18 protein-coding genes are annotated in these 21,112 nt (G+C 71.3%); 12 read left to right on the top strand and 6 right to left on the bottom strand.

Annotated elements, in window-relative coordinates:
• Positions 1 to 25 precede the first annotated feature (25 nt).
• Complete coding sequence (locus O7632_RS16015) at positions 26 to 820, bottom strand: hypothetical protein (protein WP_278115222.1); 795 nt, start codon at positions 818 to 820, stop codon at positions 26 to 28.
• A 132-nt stretch (positions 821 to 952) separates the two neighbouring features.
• Here O7632_RS16015 and O7632_RS16020 point away from each other — a divergent pair, with 132 nt between their 5' ends.
• Positions 953 to 1,780 carry a DUF3097 domain-containing protein gene (locus tag O7632_RS16020; RefSeq protein WP_278115224.1) on the top strand — a complete coding sequence of 276 codons (828 nt, stop codon included), beginning with the start codon at positions 953 to 955 and terminating at the stop codon, positions 1,778 to 1,780.
• Positions 1,781 to 1,844: 64 nt separating this feature from the next.
• Here O7632_RS16020 and O7632_RS16025 read toward each other — a convergent pair whose 3' ends face one another.
• Positions 1,845 to 3,152, bottom strand: a complete 1,308-nt coding sequence (locus tag O7632_RS16025; protein ID WP_278120096.1) for a serine hydrolase domain-containing protein — start codon at positions 3,150 to 3,152, stop codon at positions 1,845 to 1,847.
• Positions 3,153 to 3,317: 165 nt separating this feature from the next.
• Between O7632_RS16025 and O7632_RS16030 the strand changes: the two genes are divergently transcribed.
• The 3 genes from O7632_RS16030 (at position 3,318) to O7632_RS16040 (ending at position 5,845) form a co-directional block, all read left to right on the top strand.
• Positions 3,318 to 3,776: an NfeD family protein gene (locus tag O7632_RS16030; RefSeq protein ID WP_278115226.1), complete on the top strand. Its 459-nt coding sequence runs from the start codon at positions 3,318 to 3,320 to the stop codon at positions 3,774 to 3,776.
• Between the two features lie 28 nt (positions 3,777 to 3,804).
• Positions 3,805 to 4,923, top strand: coding sequence for an SPFH domain-containing protein (locus O7632_RS16035; RefSeq protein ID WP_278115227.1), 1,119 nt, complete (start codon positions 3,805 to 3,807; stop codon positions 4,921 to 4,923).
• A 169-nt stretch (positions 4,924 to 5,092) separates the two neighbouring features.
• Positions 5,093 to 5,845 carry a hypothetical protein gene (locus O7632_RS16040; protein WP_278115229.1) on the top strand — a complete coding sequence of 251 codons (753 nt, stop codon included), beginning with the start codon at positions 5,093 to 5,095 and terminating at the stop codon, positions 5,843 to 5,845.
• Positions 5,846 to 5,929: 84 nt separating this feature from the next.
• Here the strand turns inward: O7632_RS16040 and O7632_RS16045 are convergent, their stop codons facing one another.
• Positions 5,930 to 6,739: an RNA methyltransferase gene (locus tag O7632_RS16045; RefSeq protein WP_278115230.1), complete on the bottom strand. Its 810-nt coding sequence runs from the start codon at positions 6,737 to 6,739 to the stop codon at positions 5,930 to 5,932.
• Between the two features lie 39 nt (positions 6,740 to 6,778).
• On the opposite strand from O7632_RS16045, the gene O7632_RS16050 reads away from it, so the two are divergent.
• Together O7632_RS16050 and O7632_RS16055 are read left to right on the top strand one after the other, a co-directional pair.
• A complete protein-coding gene (locus tag O7632_RS16050; RefSeq protein ID WP_278115232.1) occupies positions 6,779 to 8,512 on the top strand; it encodes a PucR family transcriptional regulator in 1,734 nt (577 codons plus the stop codon).
• 363 nt (positions 8,513 to 8,875) lie between these two features.
• Positions 8,876 to 9,334, top strand: a complete 459-nt coding sequence (locus O7632_RS16055) for a rhodanese-like domain-containing protein (protein ID WP_278115234.1) — start codon at positions 8,876 to 8,878, stop codon at positions 9,332 to 9,334.
• A gap of 18 nt (positions 9,335 to 9,352) precedes the next feature.
• On the opposite strand, the gene O7632_RS16060 is transcribed toward O7632_RS16055, so the two are convergent.
• Positions 9,353 to 9,622 (bottom strand): metal-sensitive transcriptional regulator, encoded by a 270-nt coding sequence (locus O7632_RS16060; protein WP_278115235.1) that lies wholly within the window; start codon positions 9,620 to 9,622, stop codon positions 9,353 to 9,355.
• 123 nt (positions 9,623 to 9,745) lie between these two features.
• Here O7632_RS16060 and O7632_RS16065 point away from each other — a divergent pair, with 123 nt between their 5' ends.
• On the top strand, positions 9,746 to 11,113 hold the full coding sequence (locus tag O7632_RS16065) for an MBL fold metallo-hydrolase (RefSeq protein WP_278115237.1): 1,368 nt from the start codon (positions 9,746 to 9,748) through the stop codon (positions 11,111 to 11,113).
• 23 nt (positions 11,114 to 11,136) lie between these two features.
• Positions 11,137 to 11,436, top strand: coding sequence for a rhodanese-like domain-containing protein (locus tag O7632_RS16070; protein ID WP_278115239.1), 300 nt, complete (start codon positions 11,137 to 11,139; stop codon positions 11,434 to 11,436).
• Here the strand turns inward: O7632_RS16070 and O7632_RS16075 are convergent.
• Both O7632_RS16075 and O7632_RS16080 read right to left on the bottom strand, forming a co-directional pair.
• The gene (locus O7632_RS16075; protein ID WP_278115241.1) at positions 11,427 to 11,687 is read right to left on the bottom strand and encodes a hypothetical protein; all 261 of its coding nucleotides are present in this window, start codon (positions 11,685 to 11,687) and stop codon (positions 11,427 to 11,429) included. The genes O7632_RS16070 and O7632_RS16075 overlap by 10 nt on opposite strands.
• 106 nt (positions 11,688 to 11,793) lie before the next feature.
• Positions 11,794 to 13,149, bottom strand: coding sequence for a hypothetical protein (locus O7632_RS16080; protein WP_278115243.1), 1,356 nt, complete (start codon positions 13,147 to 13,149; stop codon positions 11,794 to 11,796).
• Between the two features lie 99 nt (positions 13,150 to 13,248).
• On the opposite strand from O7632_RS16080, the gene murD reads away from it, so the two are divergent.
• From murD to O7632_RS16100, 4 genes are all read left to right on the top strand, one after another.
• On the top strand, positions 13,249 to 14,598 hold the full coding sequence (gene murD / locus O7632_RS16085; protein ID WP_278115245.1) for a UDP-N-acetylmuramoyl-L-alanine--D-glutamate ligase: 1,350 nt from the start codon (positions 13,249 to 13,251) through the stop codon (positions 14,596 to 14,598).
• Positions 14,599 to 14,883: 285 nt separating this feature from the next.
• Entirely contained in the window at positions 14,884 to 16,197 is a 1,314-nt protein-coding gene (locus tag O7632_RS16090; protein WP_278115246.1) for an aminotransferase class III-fold pyridoxal phosphate-dependent enzyme, read from the top strand.
• Complete coding sequence (locus tag O7632_RS16095) at positions 16,194 to 17,696, top strand: CoA-acylating methylmalonate-semialdehyde dehydrogenase (protein WP_278115247.1); 1,503 nt, start codon at positions 16,194 to 16,196, stop codon at positions 17,694 to 17,696. The genes O7632_RS16090 and O7632_RS16095 overlap by 4 nt, the downstream gene beginning before the upstream one ends.
• Positions 17,697 to 18,089: 393 nt before the next feature.
• Positions 18,090 to 21,092: a LuxR family transcriptional regulator gene (locus tag O7632_RS16100; RefSeq protein ID WP_278115248.1), complete on the top strand. Its 3,003-nt coding sequence runs from the start codon at positions 18,090 to 18,092 to the stop codon at positions 21,090 to 21,092.
• Positions 21,093 to 21,112: the final 20 nt, after the last annotated feature.

Here is a 21,112-nt window from a genome sequence, read left to right on the forward strand (position 1 = left end):
AGGGATCGGATCTGACCCCTCCGGGTCAGGGGCGCAGCGGGGCGTTGCAGGCAGCCACCAGCGCCTGACGGCAGGCGGCGGTGAGCGGGCGGAGCGCGGCGTCGCGCTGCTGGGCCTCGTAGCCGTTGACCGCTCCGCCGGGCGCGACGTGTTCGGCGAGCGCCAGCACCTGGTCGAGCACACTGGCCCGGGCGAACAACCGCCGGGCCCGGGGGTCGAAGCCGGGCGGCAGGTCCATGCCGGCGTCCGGGCGGCGCAACGCCGCGAGCGCACCGGCGAGTTCGGGACGCCAGTGGGCCACGTCCAGCCGGGTCAGCGCGGCGGTGGCTTCGGCGAGCGCGCTGGACAGCTCCGCTTCGGCCTCCGCCGGCCCGGGATCGGCGTACCCGTTCCCGTTGGGCAGGTCGTTCGGCAGCGGGTGGACGCGCCATAGCACCGTTTCGAACGTGACGCCGGAACCGGAGGTGTGCGTGCGGACCTCGGGGATCACGCCGAGACCTCGGGCGACGACGGCCTCGCCGGCCAGCAGCGCGGCACCGGCGAACTCGCCGGGTCCGGGGAGTCCACGGGGATCGCCCGGCGCCGGCAGCACCAGTCGGATCTCGTCCGGGGCCAACTTGGAGAAGCAGGACAGCGCGTCGCGCAACGGCAGATCGGTCCAGGCGCCGGGTGCGTCGGCGACGAGGTGTTCCTCGTCGCCGGCGATCTCGTCGGCGATCTCGTCGTAGGACACCAGGCCCGCGCGCCATGCGCGAACCCAGGTGACGAACCGGCTGGAACGACGCGTCGCGAGGGTCGCCGCGCCTGCTGCGGGGGACATGCACGCTAGGGTACGTGCCACAGTGCCGGTTGTCTCGATGCCCGCTGTGCGACTCCCCGGCCGGGTGCCCGGGCGGCGCTTTCCGGCGCGTCGGCGTCCGGTCGGGCCGGCCCGGCGGTTAGCCTGCCGGGCGTGGGTGGTGATCGGCGGTACGGCGACGACGTGTTGGCGGGCAACTGGCGTCGACGTCGCACGGTGCCCGAGGTGGACGCCGAGCCGGACCTCGTCGTGGAGGACGCCGATTCCGGCTTCTGCGGGGCCGTGGTCGGATTCGAGTCCGGCGCGGTGACGCTGGAGGACCGGCACGGACGCCGACGGCACTTCCCCCTCGCCCCGGCGGCGTTCCTGCTCGACGGGCAGCCGGTGACGCTGCGCCGTCCGGCACCTGCCCCGACCGCGCCGCGTCAGCGGCAACGGACCGCGTCCGGGTCGATCGCCGTGGCCAACCAGCCCGCCCGGGTGGCCCGGGCCAGTCGGATCTGGGTCGAAGGCGTGCACGACGCCGCCCTGGTGGAACGGATCTGGGGTGACGATCTGCGGGTCGAGGGTGTGGTCGTCGAACCGCTCGACGGCATCGACGACCTGGCCACCCGGGTCGCCGAGTTCGCCCCCGGTCCTCGGCGGCGCCTCGGCGTCATGGTCGACCATCTGGTGCCGGGCTCGAAGGAGAGCCGGATCGTCGCGGCGGTCGACTCGCCGTACGTGCTGGTCACCGGCCACCCGTACGTGGACGTGTGGCAGGCGGTCAAACCGGACCGGGTCGGGCTGCGGCAGTGGCCCCGGATCCCGCCGGGTCAGCCGTGGAAGGACGGGGTGTGCGCGGCCGTCGGCGTGGCGGAGCCGGCCGAGATGTGGCGCCGGATCCTCGCCAGGGTGCGCGGCTACCAGGACGTCGAGACACCGTTGATCAACGCCATGGAGCGCATGATCGACTTCGTCACCGTACCGCCGCCGGGTTGACCCGCCGGGACCGGCGCAGCCGTCGCGTCCGGTCGGACCTGCCGGCTCAATCGGACCTGCCGGCTCAGCCGGGCTGGTCGGGCTGGTCGGGGTCGCGGGTCAGGACGAAGGTGGCGATGTCCAGCGCCCTCGGGTGACCGGCCGGATCCCGCCGTACGGCGAGGATCTCCCCGTGCTGGGTGCCGGCGGTGCCCCGCCAGCGGTCCGGGCCGTCCGGCGTGAACCGCGACGTCTGGGCCGGGCCTCGGCCGAGCTGGGTGATCACCAGTTCGCCGGGCCCGGCGTCCCAGCTGGCCTGAAACTCGCGTCCCATCCACCACCAGCGACCGCAGATCGGGGCCACGGGTGGTGCCGGCGGCCGGCCGGGTAGCCACGGTGCGACCGGCTCCGGTTCGCGGTCGAGTACGTCGGCGAGTACCCGCAGGCCGAGTTCGCGGATGCTGCCGTCGGCGAAGCCGTACGAGTTGGCGAAGGCGACGACTCCGGTCCTGGTCGGCCGGTGGACGGCGAGCAGCGCGACGTAGCCGGGCATGGAGCCGCCGTGGCCGGCGAAGACTCGTTCTCCGACCCGGTACAGCTCGGGGCCGAGACCGTGGCCGCCGGTCCACCGCTCCGGGTCGTCGATCGCGACCGGTCGGCACATCTCGGTCATCGTCTCCGGGGCGAGTACGGCCGGATCCGGGTCGGTGAGGAAGGCGGCCCACCGGCTGAGGTCCTCGACGGTCGACCAGAGCTGTCCGGCGGGTGCCATCGCCCCGGTGTCGGTGCGGGGTTCCTCGGCCAGGGTGCCGTGCCAGGGATGCACCACGTAGCCGGGGGCGAACGGCGCGGCCGGGTGGTAGCTGGTCCGGGACATGCCGAGCGGGTCGAGGACGCGGTCGCGGACCAGCTCGCTCCACGGTGTCGACGTGAGCCGCCGCGTCATCGCGCCGAGCAGCCCGTACGCGAGGTTCGAGTAGTGGTAGGCGGTGTGTGGCCGCAACGCCACCTTGTCCGGGGTGAGGGTGGCGAGCAGACCGGCGAGGTCGGTGCCGGTGGTCCGCTCCCACCAGGCGTCGCTGTCCGGTTCGCGTTGCAGGCCGGCGGCGTGTCCGAGGAGTTGACGCAGGGTGATCCGGGTGAACGGGACGTCCGGCAGGTGCGCGCGCAGCGGATCGTCGAGGTCGACGACGCCGGCGTCGCGCAACTGCAGCACCAGGGCGGCGGTCATCGTCTTGGTGATGGAGCCGATCCGGTACTGCAGGTCGCGGTCGGGTACCGGATGACGTCCGGCGCTCGCGACGTGCGCCAGCCGGCCGTGGCGGAGCACACCGAGGACGACCGACGGCGTACGGCCCCGGGCCTGCGCCTGCGCGACCGTGGTGTCGATCATCGTGACGCTCTCGGCGGAGATGGTCGCGGTGGGCACGGTGGGTGACTCCTCTGCGTGATCGAGCTATCGAATCAGAGTGACGGTTCGCGGGGGTGTCGTCGATTGATGTCCGATTTGCCGGGCTGTCGGTCGCCGAGGCGTGCGAGCGCATGTCACGATCGGTACGTGGAACCCGTCCTGTGGATCGTATTGGGCGTCGTACTGGCGATCGCTGAGCTGTTCACCGCGACGCTCTTCCTCATCATGTTCGCCGCCGGCGCGTTCGCGGCGGCGATCGCCGCCGCGCTCGGTGCTCCGGTGCTGGTGCAAGCGCTCGTCTTCGCCGCCGTGTCCGCGTTGAGCGTGCTCGCCGTCCGTCCGATCATCCAGCGGCACCGCCAGTCGGCGCTGAGCACGGGTGATGAACCGTTCGGCGTCGAAGCGATCGAGGGCGCCTCCGCGCTCGTGCTGGAACAGGTCGACGCGGACAGCGGCCGGGTCAAGATCGACGGCGAGTCCTGGAGCGCTCGATCCTACGACGGGACGCAGGTCTTCGCCCCCGGCGAACGGGTACGCGTCATCGAGGTCAAGGGGGTGACCGCCATGGTGTGGCGGGACGACGTCATCGACCGCGAACTGCCGTAGAACACCCAAACCGAAAAGGTGAGCAACGATGGAGCTTGCGATCGCGGTGCTGGTCGGGGCGATCGCCCTGATCACAGTGATCACCCTGATCCGCGCGGTGCGGATCGTTCCGCAACAACGGATGGACGTCGTCGAGCGGCTCGGCCGCTACCAGCGCACCATGACCCCCGGCCTCAACCTGCTCGTACCGTTCGTCGACACCGTCCGCGCCAAGGTCGACATGCGGGAGCAGGTGGTCAGCTTCCCGCCACAACCGGTCATCACCTCCGACAACCTGGTCGTCTCGATCGACACCGTGCTCTACTTCAAGGTCGTCGAGCCCCGGGCGGCCACCTACGAGATCGCCAACTTCCTGCAGGCCATCGAACAGCTGACCGTCACCACCCTGCGGAACGTGATCGGCTCGCTCGACCTGGAACGCGCCCTGACCAGCCGTGAGGAGATCAACCGGCACCTGTCCGGCGTCCTCGACGAGACCACCGGACGCTGGGGGATCAAGGTCACCCGGGTGGAGATCAAGGCGATCGAGCCGCCGCCGAGCATCCGCGACTCGATGGAGAAGCAGATGCGCGCCGAACGGGACCGCCGCGCGGCGATCCTCACCGCCGAGGGGCACAAGCAGTCCCAGATCCTCAGCGCCGAAGGTGAGAAGCAGGCCGCCGTGTTGCGCGCCGACGGTGACCGCCAGGCCCGCATCCTGCAGGCCGAGGGGCAGGCCAAGGCGATCCGTACGGTCTTCGACGCCATCCACCAGGCCAACCCGAGTCAGAAGGTGCTCGCCTACCAGTACCTGCAGGCGCTGCCGCAGATCGCCAACGGCCAGTCCAACAAGATGTGGATCGTGCCGGCCGAGCTGACCAAGGCCCTCGAAGGTCTCGGCGGCGCGCTCGGCGGGTTGAGCCAGATGGTCGGCGACGCACCGTCCCAGCAGGTCGACTCCGGCGCCGTCGAACGCGAGGCGGCCGAAGCGGCCGAGGCGGCCGCCGCCGAAGCGCAGCGGGTCAACGACGAGGTACGTGCCGCCGAGCAGGTCACCCGGGGCGGCAACGCCCGGCCGGCCGGGTTGCCGGCACCCGAGCCGGTGCCCGCCTCTGAACTGTTCGACGGCATGACCGCCGACCGTCACGCCGAACCGGATCGCGGCTGACCTCGCAGCCGACGGGCATAGACCTCGACGAGCCGGGCGAGCTGGTCGCATCGGTCCGCGAAATCTGAAGAATCCCCGCATAACGGTCCCGGTGCCTGTCACGATCAGTCGGTCAGTGACCACAGGCGTCGGGACCGCCGCGTTCCGGCCGTACGGGAAGGCGACGTCGATGACGCGTGCCGTCCGGAACACCCGACCCCGTACCACCGCCGCCGCCACCGCCGGTCGGTCCGGGCCGATGCGGGTCGTTTCGCGCAGCGACGCGGGGATCGCCGTGGTGGCGGCCGCCGCCCCCGAACAAGCCCCCGCTGGCCCGGCCACCAACGCCGCCTGGGCGTGGTCGGTGCGCCGGTTCAGCCGGCTGGCGATCTGGGTGCTGCCGCTGTACGCCGTCGCGTTCGCGGTCAGCAGCCTCAGCGGCCTGCGGGGCGGCAACCCGGCACCCGACCTGGTCGACGGGCGTCCCGTGTACCTGATCGCCTGGGTGATCGCCAGCTGGCTCGGTCTGGTCGCGCTGGTCGCGGTCGCCGGGATCCACGCGGCGGCCCGCAGCCGGGGCACGGCGGTCGCCGCGCTGCTGGTCGGTCTCGCGGGCGCCGCGCTGATGGTGCCGTTCGCCGGACTGCCGGACGGCACGATCGTCTACGGCACCTCGGCGCGCGCACTGGCGTTGGTCGGTGCCGCGCTGTACAGCCTGGGCTGGTTCCTGGCCGGCGGGGCGGTGCTGCGCTCGGACCTGTTCAACCGGCTCGACGGTTGGCTGTTGATCGTCGCCGCGCCGCTGCTGGGCATCGTCGGGCTGTTCTCCGGTCCGCTGCAGACCGTCGGAGCGGTCTTCGCGCTCACCGCCGGGATCGGGCTGGCCTGGTCGGCGGGACGGATGGTGCCGGTGGTGCACGCCCGGGCGAGCACCACCGGCTGACCGAGAGCGCCGGCCGGGCCGTCGGCCGCGTGTGTCAGCCGGCGTGCGTCGGTCGTGTGTGTCAGCCGGCGTCGGTCGCGTGCCTCAATCGCTGTCGTCGTCGCGGGACAGCTCCCAGAACGCGACCGCGGCGGCGGTCGCCACGTTGAGCGAGTCCACCCCTCGGCGCATCGGGATCGACACCCGTACGTCCGCGCCGCGCAGCGCCGCCGCGCTCAGCCCCGGCCCTTCGGCACCCAACAGCAGCGCCGGTCGGCTCCGGTCAGCGGCAGTCAGCCGATGCACCGGTACGGCGTCCGGCGCCGGCGTCAAAGCCAGCAGCCGGAACCCGGCGGACCGGATGGTGTCCAACGCCGCCGGCCAGTCGCCCGCCCGGGCGTACGGGACGGCGAAGACCTCGCCCATGCTGACCCGTACCGACCGGCGGTAGAGCGGGTCCGCGCAGGTGGGGGAGAGCAGCACCGCGTCCATGCCGAGCGCGGCGGCGCTGCGGAACAACGCCCCCAGATTGGTGTGGGTGTTCAGCCCTTCGAGGACGACCAGTCGCCGGGCACCGTCGAGCAGCCGCTCGACGGTGGGCAACGGCCGCCGGTGGAACGAGGCGAGCACGCCCCGGTGGACGTGGAACCCGGTGATCGACTCCAACAGCGGCGGTGTTCCGGCGTAGACCGGCGCCTCGGCGGGCAACTCGGCCAGCTGGTCGACGCGCTTGGCGTCGACCAGCACCGACCGGAGCCGGTAACCGGCCCGCAGCGCGCGGTGGACGACCAGCTCCCCTTCGGCGATGAACAGCCCGTTCGGTGGTTCCCAACGGGTGCGGAGCTCGACGTCGGTCAGCGCACGGTAATCGGCGATCCGCTCGTCGCCCGGGTCGGTGATCTCCACTACTGGCACACGGGGCATTCTGCCTGCCGTACCGGTACCGTCTCCGAGGTGTTCCCAACCGTACGTGAGGTGCTGGCGCTGGAGCCGGTGCGCCATGGCGGGCCCCGGGTTGTCGCCGCCGAACGAGCGCTCGATCAGCCGGTCCGCTGGGTGCATGTCACCGAGGTTCCGGACATCGCCACCCTGCTGCGTGGCGGTGAGTTGGTGCTCACCACCGGGATCGGGCTGCCGGCCGACGACGCGGGGGTTCGCGCGTTCATCGCCGATCTGGCCGAGGTCGGGGTGGCCGGGCTGGTGGTGGAACTCGGCCGCCGCTACGGCACAGCGGTGCCCCGGGTGATGGTCGCCGCCGCCGAACGGCGTGGTCTACCCCTGGTGGAACTACGTCGGGCGACGCCGTTCGTGCTGATCACCGAGGCGGTGCACGCGCTGATCGTGGACGCGCAGATCGGCGAGTTGCGGGCCACCGAGGAGATTCACCAACGGTTCACCGAACTCTCCGTCGAGGGCGCGGAGGCCGCCGAGGTGGTACGCCAGGCGGCCGAGCTGGCCGGTGCGCCGGTGGTGCTGGAGAACCTGTCGCGTCGGGTGCTGGCCTTCCACAGCGCGGGGGAGAACGCCCGGCTGCTGCTCGACGGCTGGGAGCAGCATTCCCGCCGGATCCAGCCGGCCGGGCGGACGGCGTACGATGCCGACTCGGGTTGGTTGGTCACCATGGTCGGCGCGCGCGGGCAGGACTGGGGCCGGCTGCTGCTGCGGTGCCCGGCGCAGGTGCTCACCCCCGCCGGCCGGCCACCGGTGCGGCTGTCGATCCTGGTGGAGCGGGCCGCCTCCACCTTGGCGTTGGGCCGGCTGATCCGCCGGGACGCCGAGGGCTTGGAGCGTCAGATTCACCGTACGTTGCTGACCGCCCTGCTCGACGGGTCGCAGCCGGTGGACGAGGTGGCGCTGCGGGCCCGGGCGCTCGGGGTCCTGCTGGATCGGCGGCGGCTGGTCGGGGTCGTGGTGCGGTTCCGGGAATTGGACGGCGTCGACGACGACGCCCCGGCCGAGGCGGCCCAGGCCCGGTTGCGCGATCTCGCCGAGGCGGTCGGCCTGGCGCTGCGGGAGGCGGGCCTGACCGGCCTGTCCAGCTCGATCGACGACAATTCGGTGGGTGCGCTGGTGGCGGTGCGCGACGCCGCGCCAGCGGGCACTGTGTCGGCGGGCACTGTGTCGGCGGGCAGCATGCCGGTGGACGCTGGCCCGGTAGGTGCCGGGCCGGTGGACGTGGCGCTGGACGCCTTCCGACTGGCGCTGTATCGGGTCCGCCGGTCCGAGCCGTTTGCGGTGGTGGTCGCCGCCGGTAGCGCGGTGGACAGCATCCGGGAGGCGCGGCGGTCGCTGGTCGAGGCGCGGCAGGTGGCCGAGGCCGGGCGGCGGGACCGCCGGACGGACCAGGTGTTGCGGCTGCCCGACGTCGGCCTGGCCGGGTTGTTGCATCTGTTGCGGGAGGAGCCGCGCCTGCAGGTCTTCGTCGAGCGTGAGTTGGGCGCGTTGCTGACCCACGAGGATCGCCACCCGCGCGATCCGCTGCTTCCCACGCTGCGCGCGTACCTGGAGTGCGGCCGCAACAAGTCGGCGGCGGCCGCGGCGGTCCATCTGTCCCGGCCGGCGTTCTACGAGCGGCTGGCCCGGCTGGCCCGGATTCTCGACGCCGATCTGGATTCGGTACAGACCTGCCTGTCGCTGCATGTCGCGTTGCTGGCCCTCGACGCGGTCCGGGCCCGTCCGCCGGTCTGAGTCCGACCCCGGAGCCCGCGTCCGCGCAGTCTGAGTCCGACGGTCGTCCCGACCTGCTCGCCTCGCTCGCCGTCACCGGCGAGCCGGGCCGGATGCTCCACCACAGCGTCCAGCACAAGCTGATGGCGCTGCCCGATCCGGTACGGGTCTTCCCGGCACACGGCACGGATCGGCCTGCGGCAAGAACCTGTCCACCGAGCGTTCCTCGACGGGAGCAGCGGCCACCAACTACGCCTGCGTGCCGATGGACGCGGTGCTCAACCGTCGCGGGCATGTGCGGGGTGCGCTCAACGTCCCGGCCGACGGTCGGTTCGCCGAGACCGCCGGCAGCGCGTGGTCGCTCCCGGCACGCAGGTGCTGGTGGTGGCACCGCAGGACCGCGAGGAGGAGATCGTCGTCCGGCTGGCCCGGTTCGGGTTCGACACCGTCGGCGGCTATCTGCGTGAGCCGGAGCAGGTGTTCCTGCGGATGATCGATCAGCTGGACCGGGGGAGTCGGCTGACCGTGGCGCAGTTGGTCGCCGCGTTGGCCGGCGATCGGCCGCCGGTCGTGCTCGACGTGCGCAACTCCGGCGAGCGCTCCTCCGGCGCGATCGACGGGTCGCTGCACATCCCGCTGGCCGAGTTGTCCCGGCGGAGCACCGAGGTGCCGACCGACCGCCCGGTGGTGGTGCACTGCGCCGGGCTTACCGCTCCTCGGTGGCTGCCAGCCTGCTGCGCGCCAACGGTCATCCGGACGTCTCCGACCTGCTCGGCGGCTACCAGGCGTGGCGAGCCGCCCAGACGCCGGCCGAAGTCGTCTGAGCGCTGCGGCGTCGTCTGAGCGCTGCGGCGACGGCGGTCAGGCGAGGGACAAGAACAGCTTTTCCATCTGTTCCAGGTTGGCCTTGCGGTCGGCGAGGTCCGCGTCGGGGTCCATGCACTGTTCCAGTCCACTGGCGATGACCTTGAATCCGGCACGGTCGAGCGCGCGGGAGACCGCCGCGAGTTGGGTCACCACCTCGGCGCAGTCGCGGCCGGACTCCAGCATGGCGATCACACCTCGGATCTGCCCCTCGGCTCGCCGTAGCCGCTTGACCACATCCGCCGTGGTCTGCTCTTCGACCCGCATCGTCTGCTCCTCCCGCTCAGGTTCGCAGGATACACCTGGGGGTATGTATTGCAGATGTACGGTCATCCGAACATGCTGGGATCACATACCCCCATGGGTATATTGATCCGGGAGGGAGAATCCGTGGAGCTCGTCTCGTTCCGTACCCCAGGGCTGGGCGACCAGTCCTACCTGTTCACCCACGAAGGCAAGGCAATCCTGGTCGACCCGCAACGCGACATCGACCGGTTCCTCGACGCCGCCGCCCAACGCGACGTCGACGTCCGGTTCGTGCTGGAAACACACCTGCACAACGACTACGTCTCCGGTGGGCCGCAGGCGGCGCGCCGCACCGGTGCCGAACTGGTCCTGCCCGCCGGTGCCGCACCCACCTACCGCCACACCCCCGCCTTCCACCTCGAAGACATCAAGGCCGACAACCTCACCCTGCGGCCCGTCCACACCCCCGGGCACACCCCGGAACACACCAGCTACCTGGTGCTGATCGACGGCGAACCGGTAGCCGTCTTCTCCGGCGGCAGCCTGCTGGTCGCCTCCGCCGGCCGGCCCGACCTGCTCGGCCCCGACCGCGCCCGTACCCTGGCCCGGCTCCAGCACGGATCCCTGCACCGACTCGCCGGCCTGCCCCGGGCGGTCGCGCTCTACCCGACCCACGGCGAGGGCTCGTTCTGCGCCACCACCACCGGTGCCGGCCGGCGTACCTCCACCATCGGCGACGAAGTCGACGACAACCCGCTGCTCGGCATCGCCGACCCGGAGGACTTCGCCGACCGGCTGCTCGCCGATCCCATGCCGATCCCGACCTTCTACCAATATCTGGGACCTGCCAACATCCGGGGCGGGAAACCGATGCCGACCATCGCCGTACCCGAGGTCACCGCCGCCGAACTGCCGACCGCCGCCGAACTGCCGGCCGATGACGCCACCCGCCTCGTTGACGACGCCACCCAGCTGGTCGACGTCCGGCCCCGCCACGTCCAGGCCGGCGGCCTCGTACCCGGCTCGGTCGGCATCACGCTCACCGACGACTTCGGCAGCTGGGCCGGCTGGTTGCTGCCGTACGGGGCACCGATCGTGCTGGTCGCCGAACCCGAGCAGGACGTCACCGAGGCCGTCGTCCAACTCGCCCGCATCGGCGTCGACGCCGTCCGCGCCGTCTACCGGCCCGCGTCCGCCGACCACCTCGGTCCCGGTTACGAACTGCTCGACCTGGCCGCCTTCCAGCAGCGGCTGGCCGGGCCCGACGCCCAACTTCTCGACGTACGGATGCCGACCGAACGGGCGAAGGTCAGCTGGCCGGGAGCCGTCGAACGGTTCCTCGCCGACCTGGTCACCGACGGCATCCCCGCCGAACTCGACCCGCGACACCCGGTCCTGGTCGCCTGTGGCAGCGGCCGTCGCGCAGCCATCGCCGCCAGCCTGCTCGTCCGGGCCGGCTACCGGGCCGCCGTGCTCGACGGTGCCGGCGTCGCCGACCTGACCACCGACTGACACCACCACCCCAGGGAGACGACATGCCCCCCACCGCCACCCGTCCGAGCATCGACGTCCCCGCCGCACGGGCGTTGCTGGCGGCCAACGCCGACACCCTCGTCGTCGACGTGCGGACCCCGGCCGAGTTCGAGACCGCCCACATCGACGGGGCGATCAACCTGCCGCTGGACCAGGTCTACGCCCACCTGAACCGGATCGTCGCCGACCGCGGTGGCCGGATCCTGCTGATCTGCCAGTCCGACAACGGGCCGACCCGGCCTACGGCAAGCTCGCCGGTGCCGGCAGCGATCATCGGGAGGTGGTCGGCGGATCAGACATAGCAGGGAACGACCCGGTCGCGGTAGAAGTGGCTCCGCGAACCCCAGTCCTGATCCACCCACACACCGTCGCAGGCACCGTAGACCCACTTGCCGATCTCGGTGGTGTAAGCGCTGGTGGTGTAGAACCTGACCTCGATGAGTGCCCCCACCGGTGGGGATGGGAAGTTGGCCTCAGCGGGGGCGCTGAGTACCAGGCTGGTCGACATCACCGTCACTGCCGCGACGATGGCGTTGCGAAGGAACTTGAGCATGCGCCAGATCCTTCCTGGAAACGTGATTACCTCTCGTGAGAATAGAAATTCCGTTCGCGATCATCAATGCTTTGCAAGATGTGACAAAGCCCCGCACGCGATGAGCTCACAGCAAGGCGGTGAGGACCTTCGCGTACGCGGCCGGCACGAAGTGCGGGCCGCCGGGCAGCAGCACGTCGGAGGCGTCGACCGCCGGCCACGCCTGTTCCGGCACCGCCGCCATCAGCTCACCGACCAGCGGCGCGTCGCGCCACTGCGGCGCCGACGCCAGCATCCGCAACGCGACCAGGGACTCCTCGACCTCGCCGACACACTCGAACGGCTTGTGCCCGTCGACGCCGAGTAACTCCCGGTAGCCCGCCAGCTGGGCCGGGTCGGCCAGCAGGTCGACGCCGAAGATGCCGACCAGTCGGTCGCGCGCCATGAACGGCGCGAACGCCAGGAACACGAACCGGCACTTCGGGCACGCCCCGCACCAGCGTTCACTGCGGTCGCGCAACTTGAACGCCGCGTTGCAGCTGGTCACCACCGGGTCGTAGCCGGTCGACGCCGCGTACAGCTTGGCGATGTGCAGCTCGGAGAGGGTCCGCAGCAGCGAGAAGTACGGCTCGCTCAGCCCGGCGTGGCCCTGCAGGGCGGCCCGCAGCAACCCTTCGGCCTCGACGCCCTTGGACCACTGATGGTTGATCTCGTGTCCGTTCCAGATCAGGTTCGGGTCGGACGCGGAGCGCTCGTTGGACATCACCACCGGGCCGAGGCCGTGCAGGACCGCCGTACCGACCGCGATCAGCGAGTTGATCGCGGTGACCGGGATGTGACCGTTGTACGCCCCGGCCGCGTTGAGGTCGAACAGTCGCAGGTCCAATGCCCGGCGGGCGGCCAGCGCCGGCAACCCGGACGCCGCGTTGACCGCGACGATCACCGGATTGGGGTTGACCGAGAACGGCACCGGGTCGAACCCGGCCCGACACAGCGCCTCCAGGGTGACGATCGAGTCTTTGCCGCCGCCCACCGCCGACAACGGCCGCCGGTCACCGGTGTCCACCGGCGTCGGCGCGCTCGGCACCCCGTCCGGCACCACCGGTGCCAGGTCGAGCACGTGCGGCAGGGCGTTGCGGTACGCGTACTCGGCCAGGCCCTTGGTGTAGACGGCGGTGACCAGCGCCACCGCCTCGCCCCCCAACGGGGCCGGCGCCACCAGCCGCGCCGGTGCCGCCACCTTGTAGTAGCTGACCCCGGCGACCAGGTGCAGCAGTTCCAGCACCCGGCGGAACGTCGACCCGGGCCCGCTCGGCGGCGGGGTGCCGTCGGGCATCGGAAAGGTGATCCGCTCGACGAAGGTCAGCTCCGCGCCGTCGTCGCCGGTGAGCGCGTAGCCCAGCTCGGCCACCCCGGTCGCCGGGTCGAACTCCAACGTGGGAAAGGTGAACGTGGTGAATCGTCCTAGCTCGTCACGGGTCACCCGTACCTCCTCCACTGATCACCGACCAGACATACTAGTCCCGGTTCGCGCCCCCGATCCGGTGCCTGATGAGATGCTTCGTAGTGGAGGAGATGACCGGTGCGCCTGGCTGACCTGCGTGGCCGATCCGTCGCGGTGTGGGGCACCGGCCGCGAGGGACGGGCCGCGGTGACCGCGATCGCCGCCCAGTCCCCGGCGGCGCTGGTCGCCGTCGACGACAGCGCGACGGCAGCCCCGCCCGACTGGGACGCCGACCTCGCTCCGGTGCACACCGGCGAGGACGGCTTCGCCCGGCTGGCCGCCGCCGACGTCGTGGTCCGCTCCCCGGGTGTGCCGCAGACCCACCCATGGGTGATCGAGCTGCGCCGACGCGGTGTGCCGATCACCGGCGGCACCGCGCTGTGGATGGCCGATCACGCCGCCCGGACCGTCGGCGTCACCGGCAGCAAGGGCAAGTCCACCACGTCCAGCCTGATCAGCCACCTGCTGACCGCGCTGGGTCGGCCGAACGCGTTCGGCGGCAACATCGGCGTACCGCTGCTGGCCATGCCCGAGGCCGACCTGTACGTGTTGGAGCTGTCCTCGTACCAGTGCAGCGACCTGACCGACTCGCCCCGGATCGCCGTGCTGACCTCACTGTTCCCGGAGCACCTGGACTCGCACGGCAGCGAGGAACGCTACTACTCCGACAAGCTCAACATCGTCGCTCATGGTCCGGAAACGATCATTTACAACGGTACGGATCCGAGGCTTACCCGGCGGCTGCTCAACGAGGAGGCGATCGCCGCCGGACTGCCCGACGGCTACCACCTCGCACCCGGCCCGGACGGTCGGCCGTACCTGCACCGGCGGGCCGAGCCGCTGTTCGCCCGGGCGGTGCTGCCGCTGGCCGGCCGGCACAACGAAGGCAATTTCTGCGTGGCGTTGGCGGTGCTCGAGGCCCTCGGCGTCGACTGCGTCGCTGACCGGGACGCGGTCGCCGACGCGGTCGCCGGTTTCGCCGGCCTGCCGCACCGGCTCGCCGAGATCGCCGACCCGTCCGGGCTGACCTTCGTCGACGACAGCATCTCCACCAGTCCGTACTCGGCGATGCACGCGATCGACGCGTACGCCGGCCGCCCGTTGACCGTCATTGTCGGCGGTACCGACCGGGGGCTGGACTACACGCCGCTGCGCGAGCACCTCGCCGAGTGTGAGTTGACGGTGATCGGCGTACCGGACAGCGGCCCCCGGATTCTCGACACCCTGGCCGGGCTGCCCGGGGTCCGGACCGCGCGAGCCGACGACCTTCCGACGGCGGTCGCGCTGGCCCGCGAACTCACTCCCGCCGGCGGGGTGGTGCTGCTGTCGCCGGCCGCGCCCAGCTACGGGCACTTCCGCAACTTCGAACACCGCTCCGAGGTCTTCGCCGCCGCTGTCCGCGACACGGCCCCGACCGTCGCGGCTTAGCCCGCTGTCCCTGCCCGGCCCGCCGCCGCCGGAGGCGTGACTCGATCTCCGCGTGATCCCCCAGCGGGATCACGATCCCGCTGGGGGATCACACTGAAACGGAGAGCCGGTCCTGGGCAGGCGCCGACCGCGCCCGCTGGAGGCGGTCCGGCACCCACCATCGACCAGCCAATCGACGGAGTGTCAGGTCAAGCCCGGGCGGCTGCTACACGATGGCAGTTGCTCCTCATCCGGTCACGGTGGGAAGGTTCTCTCATCGACGACCCAGGGAGCGTGGTGCGCCAGATGACCGCCGACGACCTGCTGGCCCGGCACCGGGCGGTCATGCCCGGCTGGATGCCGATCTACTACGCCGAACCCCTGGAGATCGTCGCCGGCTCCGGCAGACGGGTCACCGGTGCCGACGGGCGCAGCTACCTGGACTTCTTCGGCGGCGTGCTGACCAACATGATCGGCTACGACATCCCGGAGATCCGTGACGCGGTGCAGCGCCAGCTCGCCACCGGTGTCGTGCACACCTCCACGCTGTACCTGATCCGCCACCAGGTCGAGCTGGCCGAACGGATCGCCGCGCTGTCCGGCATCGTCGACGCCCGGGTCTTCTTCACCAACTCCGGCACCGAAGCCAACGAAGCGGCGCTGCTGGCCGCCACCAACTTCCGCCGGTCGCACCAGATCCTCGCCGTCCGCAACAGCTACCACGGCCGCTCGTACGCCACGATGGGCATCACCGGGCACCGCAGCTGGTCGGCGAGCGCCCTCAACCCGCTGCAGGTCGCCTGGCTGCACTCGGGTGACCGGCTGCGCGGCCTGCTGGCCCGGCTCGGCCCCGACGCCCACCTCGACGCCGCCGTCGAAGACCTCCGCGAGATCCTCGCCACCCAGACCGCCGGCGACGTCGCCTGCCTGATCGCCGAGCCGATCCAGGGTGTCGGTGGCTTCGTGCACGGCCCCGACGGTCTGCTCGGCGCGTGGAAGAAGGTCCTCGACGAGTCCGGCATCCTGCTCATCTCCGACGAGGTGCAGACCGGCTGGGGGCGTACCGGCGAACACTTCTGGGGCTACCAGGCGCACGGCGTCGTGCCGGACCTGCTCACCTTCGCCAAGGGCATCGGCAACGGGTTCGCCCTGGCCGGTGTGGTCGGCCGCGCCGACGTCATGGACGCCGTACCGGCGATCTCGTTCTCCACGTTCGGCGGCAATCCGGTCAGCACCGCCGCCGGCGTCGCCGTCCTCGACTACCTGCGGGACCACGACCTGCAGGCCAACGCCGCCCGTACGGGCGAAGTGCTGCGCACCGGGCTGACCGAGGCCGCCGCCGCGCATCCGATCGTCGGCGAGGTACGCGGCAAGGGCCTGATGCTGGCCGTGGAGTTCGTCCGCCCCGGCACCCGCGACCCGGACCCGGCCGCGACCACCGCCGTGTTCGAGGCCTGCCGCGCCGGCGGTCTGCTGGTCGGCAAGGGCGGGTTGTACGGCAACGTGCTGCGGATGGGTCCACCGTTGACCCTCACCGAGGACGAGGCCCGGGAAGGCCTGGCGATCCTGGTCGACGCGATCGCGTCGGTCTCAGCCACCGTCGTCGGAGGTATGGCATGAACCGGATCGCGCATTTCGTCGACGGTGTCCGTACCGCCATGGACGTCGGCGGCGATGGTCGGCACGGTGAGGTGTTCGACCCGGCGACCGGGCAGGTCGCCGCCACCGTCGGGTTCGCCTCCGCCGCGCAGGTCGACGAGGTCGTGCGGGTGGCGGCCCGGGCGGCCCGCGACTGGCGGGACGTGTCGCTGTCGCGGCGGGCCAGCGTGCTGTTCGCCTTTCGTGAGATCATCAACGCCCGGCGTGACGAACTCGCCGCCGTGATCACCGCCGAGCACGGCAAGGTCCTCGCCGACGCCGCCGGCGAGGTGCAGCGCGGCCTAGAGGTCGTCGAGTACGCCTGCGGCATCCCGACGCTGCTCACCGGCGGCTTCAGCGAGAACGTCTCCACCGAGGTCGACTCGTACAGCCTGCGTCAGCCGCTCGGCGTGGTCGCGGTGATCTCGCCCTTCAACTTCCCGGCGATGGTGCCGCTGTGGTTCGTGCCGATCGCCGTCGCCTGCGGCAACGCCGTCGTGGTCAAACCGTCCGAGAAGGACCCGTCGGCGGCGGTGCTGCTCGCCGAATGGTTCGCCGAGGCCGGACTGCCGCCCGGGGTCTGCAACGTCGTGCACGGCGACCGCGAGGCCGTCGACGCACTGCTGGACCACCCAGGCGTACGCGCGGCGTCGTTCGTCGGCTCGACCCCGGTGGCCCGGCACGTCTACACCCGGGGCACCGCTGCCGGCAAACGTGTCCAGGCCCTCGGCGGGGCGAAGAACCACATGGTGGTGCTGCCCGACGCCGACCTCGACCTGGCCGCCGACGCGGCGGTCAACGCCGGCTTCGGCTCGGCGGGGGAGCGGTGTATGGCGATCTCCGCCCTGGTGGCGGTGGAGCCGGTCGGCGACGATCTGGTGGCCCGGATCGTCGAACGGCTCGGCCGGATCCGGACCGGTGACGGCCGTCGGCCCGGCTGCGACATGGGGCCGCTGATCACCGCCGCGCACCGCGACCGGGTCGCCGGGTACGTGGCCGCCGGTGCCGCCGAGGGCGCGAAGATCGTGGTCGACGGTCGGGGCGTGCCGGTCGACGGGGACGAGCGCGGGTTCTGGCTCGGTCCGACCCTGTTGGACCAGGTGACCCCGCAGATGTCGGTCTATACCGACGAGATCTTCGGCCCGGTGCTGTCGGTGCTGCGGGTCGACTCCTACGACGCCGCGTTGGAGCTGGTCAACGCCAACTCCTACGGCAACGGTACGGCGATCTTCACCAACGACGGCGGTGCCGCCCGGCGCTTCCAGCACGAGGTGGAGGTCGGGATGGTCGGCATCAACGTGCCGATCCCGGTGCCGATGGCGTACTTCTCGTTCGGCGGCTGGAAGGCGTCGCTGTTCGGCGACAGCCATGCCCACGGCCGCGACGGGGTGCACTTCTTCACCCGCGGCAAGGTGGTGACCAGCCGCTGGCTCGACCCCCGCCACGGCGGCGTCAATCTCGGCTTTCCGACCCAAACCTGAGTATCGCCGGCGCGCCGTCGGATATGTCGGTATGCGGAATTCGGGGATGATGTGTCCGCCGGACGATGCATGCGATATCCGGCGAACCGCACCGTTTGTCGACCGCACCGTTTGTCGACCGCACCGTTTGTCGATGGTGGCTGGATCGACAGTGGGCAGCCGGCGGGATTCCTGATCGACACACATCGTATCGATGTGAATGCGCAAGGTTCCGTTCTTGACTGTGAAACCTGCTGCGCTAACATCGGGGCGGGCCAATTTTGATGGCACGATGTCACTTGTGGACATGTAATCGATCGAGTGTCATCGACGCGTTCCGCCGATTGGGCCAAGTGGACGGGTAGGTATTCGGGTCCGGCGGTATCAGGTGTGTACCGGTCACGTGGGGACGGCATGGCGTACATCGAGTACCACGAGGCGCTGGAAGCTCTGCGCGCCGGGCTCGCACGGGCCTCGGCCGGTCGAGGTGGCACGGTCCTCGTCGTCGGTGGTCTCGGAAGCGGAAAGAGCGCCCTGCTGCACGAGTTCTCCCAATGCGCCGCGATCGACGGCGCACGGGTCGTTCGCGCCTCGGGCGCCTCGCCCGAACGCTCACTTCCGCTGGGTGTCGTGGACCAGCTCGTACAGAGCGCGCAGCTGGGGGAGCCCGCAGACCAGCTGCTTCGGCTGATCGGCGGCTGCGACACCGGCCACGATCACCCCAAGGGCCACGATGTCGGCAGCGACTGTCGATGCGCCCGGACCTCCAGCGAACTCGCGAAGCTGCTCCTGCGCCCGGGTCCGGGACGGTCCACCAAGGATGGACCTGTTGTCGTTTGTGTCGACGACGCCGAGTTCACCGATCCCTGGTCGATGAGAGTGCTCGTCGCGGTCGACCGCCGACTCAGAAACGCCCACGCCATGCTGGTGCTCACGGTTCGAAGCCCAACCCAATTCGCGATCCCGTTCCTGGCCTCGGAGATGAGTCGTCCCCACCGCGAACGCATCGGGCTCGCGCCAATGTCGGTGGAGAGCGTGGAAAACCTGTTCGCCAAGGCTTTCGACGCGGACGTCGCCGCCCGGATCGCGTTGCCGTGTCATCGGCTCAGCGCCGGAAATCCGCTCCTGGTCAACGCGCTGCTCCGCGACCACCAGGAACGAGCGCTCCCGGCCCGGCCCGGTGCCGGCCATCCGAGGGTTCCACCCGACGAGAGCAGAGCGACCGCCCATCCAGATCCGGACCCGTACCAACCGATGGTGGCCGGACCCCATTACCGGCAGGCGGTCGTCGAAAGCGCCCACCGCTGGGAACGCCAACTCCTGGACTGCGTACGCGCGTTGGCCGTCCTCGACGAGCAGTGTCCGCCACCGACACTCGGCCGGCTCCTCGGCCTCGGCACGGTCACGGCGGCGAGTCTGCTCCGGACCGCGACGACAGCCGGTCTGGTGATGAACGACCGCCTGCGGCATCCGGCCGCGATCGAGGCAATCCTGGCCGACATGACGGCGCAGGAGCGCGCCGAACTGCACCGCCGAGTCGCCGAGTCGATGTTCCATCGGGGAGCGCCTGCCGTCGACGTCGCACACCACCTGCTCGCGGCGGACGGCAAGGGTACGCACTGGGTCGCACGGGTGCTGCGCGAAGCGGCCGAACACGCCCTGGCCGCAGAGGACCCGATGCACGCCGTCCGCTGCTTGGAACTGGCACTGGCCTGCGCAGGCGGAGCCGAGGACCGGCTCGCGGTGGCCAGCGTCCTGGTCCGGGCACTGGAACAGGTGAACCCGTCGGCGACCGCCGCCCACCTCGAACCGCTCTGGGCCGCCGCGCACCAGGGCGAATTCCGCGACCGCGATCTGCTGACGATGGCACGCCTCGCGCTCTGGCAGGGCGCCCACGACCGGGTCGGGCAGGTACTCCGGGCCGCCACCGAGACGAACCGGCTGCTGGAGACCAAGACCGAGGCCGAGCTGCGCATCACGTACCAGTGGTTCCACGGTTCCCGACAGGACTGGCCGGCACGCACCCCGGACGAGTCGCACGATCCCTGGCCCGACCTGGCCCGGTCCCTGACGAGGGTCTGGCACGGTAGCGCGGCGAGCGCGGTCGTCGGTGCCCGGCAGCTACTGCAGAGCTACCGCCTCGGCGAAGTCGCGATCGAAGTCGTGGCGACCGCGCTGCTGGCGCTCGCCCACGGCGGCGAGCCCGACCAGGCGACGCTCCGGTGCGACCGGCTGATCGGTCAGGCAGAGCGACGCGCCGCGATCACCTGGGAGGCGCTGCTCCGAGTGGTACGGGCCGAGATCGCCCTGGTGCGCGGTGAGCCGGCGATCTCGGTCGCCCAGGTCGACGCGGCCCTGCACCGGCTGCCGGCCCCGCGCTGGGGGGTGCTGATCGCCTATCCGCTGGCCACTCTCGTGATGGCGCACACCGCCCTCGGCTCGCACGAGACCGCCGCGCGGGTGCTGGCACAGCGGATCCCGGAGGCTGCCGACGACACCGTGTGGGGTCTGCGCTACCGGTACGCGCGGGGACGTCTGAAACTGGCCACCGGCGCGGTCCTGGCAGCCGCCAACGACTTCCACACCTGTGGGCGGCTGATGCGCAGGTGGGGGGTGGACGGCCCGGTGCTGGCCACCTGGCGGCTCGATCTGGCCGAGGCCCAGTTCCGCCTGGGCCGCTCCGACATCGCCCGCGACCTGATCCAGCAGCAACTCGCTCGCAGCGGCGGTGACTCGCGTATCCGAGGACTCGCGCTGCGGGTGCTCGCCACCGGCAGCGAACCGTGGCAGCGAATCGCACTGCTCCGCGAGTCGATCGACCGCCTCCGGGCCGCCGGAGACCGACTCGGGCTCATCGCCGCGCTGACCGACCTCGCCCAGGCACACGAGCAGCTCGGCGACGGCGAGCAGGCCCGGACGACGGCCCGTCAGGCCGACCATGAGCGGCGGGCGGCCGCCGGAGCCAGCAGCGACCAGGAACGACGGGCCAGCAGCGACCAGGAACGACGGGCCAGCAGCGACCAGGAACGACGGGCCAGCAGCGACCAGGAACGACGGGCCGGTCGCGGGCTCACCGGCGACCACGGTGCGGAGCCGGCCGGGACACGGATGGATGTCGGCGGTCCCACGCCAGCCGCCGACACCGTCGTCGGCGCGCGACCGGCTGCCGAGGACGCGTCGGCCGATCCTTCGCCCGCACCACTTTTGTCTGTGTTATCCGACTCCGAACGCCGGGTCGCCGAACTGGCCCGGTTCGGCTACCCGAACCGAGAGATCGCCTGCCGCCTGTTCATCACCGTCAGTACCGTCGAGCAGCATCTGACCAGGATCTACCGCAAGCTCAAAGTCAAGCGCAAGGCCGACCTGCGCGCCCTGCTCACCTCCACCAGCGCCCTGTCGCAGCCCACCGACAACTAGGAGTGCCGTACATGCCCGCG

The organism is Solwaraspora sp. WMMD406, from assembly GCF_029626025.1.
Taxonomy (GTDB): domain Bacteria; phylum Actinomycetota; class Actinomycetes; order Mycobacteriales; family Micromonosporaceae; genus Micromonospora_E.

Excerpts from the sequence above, each read along its gene's own strand:
- O7632_RS16015 (WP_278115222.1), bottom strand. The coding sequence starts at position 820 with ATGTCCCCCGCAGCAGGCGCGGCGACCCTCGCGACGCGTCGTTCCAGC.
- O7632_RS16025 (WP_278120096.1), bottom strand. The coding sequence starts at position 3,152 with ATGATCGACACCACGGTCGCGCAGGCGCAGGCCCGGGGCCGTACGCCG.
- O7632_RS16035 (WP_278115227.1), top strand. The coding sequence starts at position 3,805 with ATGGAGCTTGCGATCGCGGTGCTGGTCGGGGCGATCGCCCTGATCACA.
- O7632_RS16040 (WP_278115229.1), top strand. The coding sequence starts at position 5,093 with ATGACGCGTGCCGTCCGGAACACCCGACCCCGTACCACCGCCGCCGCC.
- O7632_RS16060 (WP_278115235.1), bottom strand. The coding sequence starts at position 9,622 with ATGCGGGTCGAAGAGCAGACCACGGCGGATGTGGTCAAGCGGCTACGG.
- O7632_RS16070 (WP_278115239.1), top strand. The coding sequence starts at position 11,137 with ATGCCCCCCACCGCCACCCGTCCGAGCATCGACGTCCCCGCCGCACGG.
- O7632_RS16075 (WP_278115241.1), bottom strand. The coding sequence starts at position 11,687 with ATGCTCAAGTTCCTTCGCAACGCCATCGTCGCGGCAGTGACGGTGATG.
- O7632_RS16090 (WP_278115246.1), top strand. The coding sequence starts at position 14,884 with ATGACCGCCGACGACCTGCTGGCCCGGCACCGGGCGGTCATGCCCGGC.
- O7632_RS16095 (WP_278115247.1), top strand. The coding sequence starts at position 16,194 with ATGAACCGGATCGCGCATTTCGTCGACGGTGTCCGTACCGCCATGGAC.
- O7632_RS16100 (WP_278115248.1), top strand. The coding sequence starts at position 18,090 with ATGGCGTACATCGAGTACCACGAGGCGCTGGAAGCTCTGCGCGCCGGG.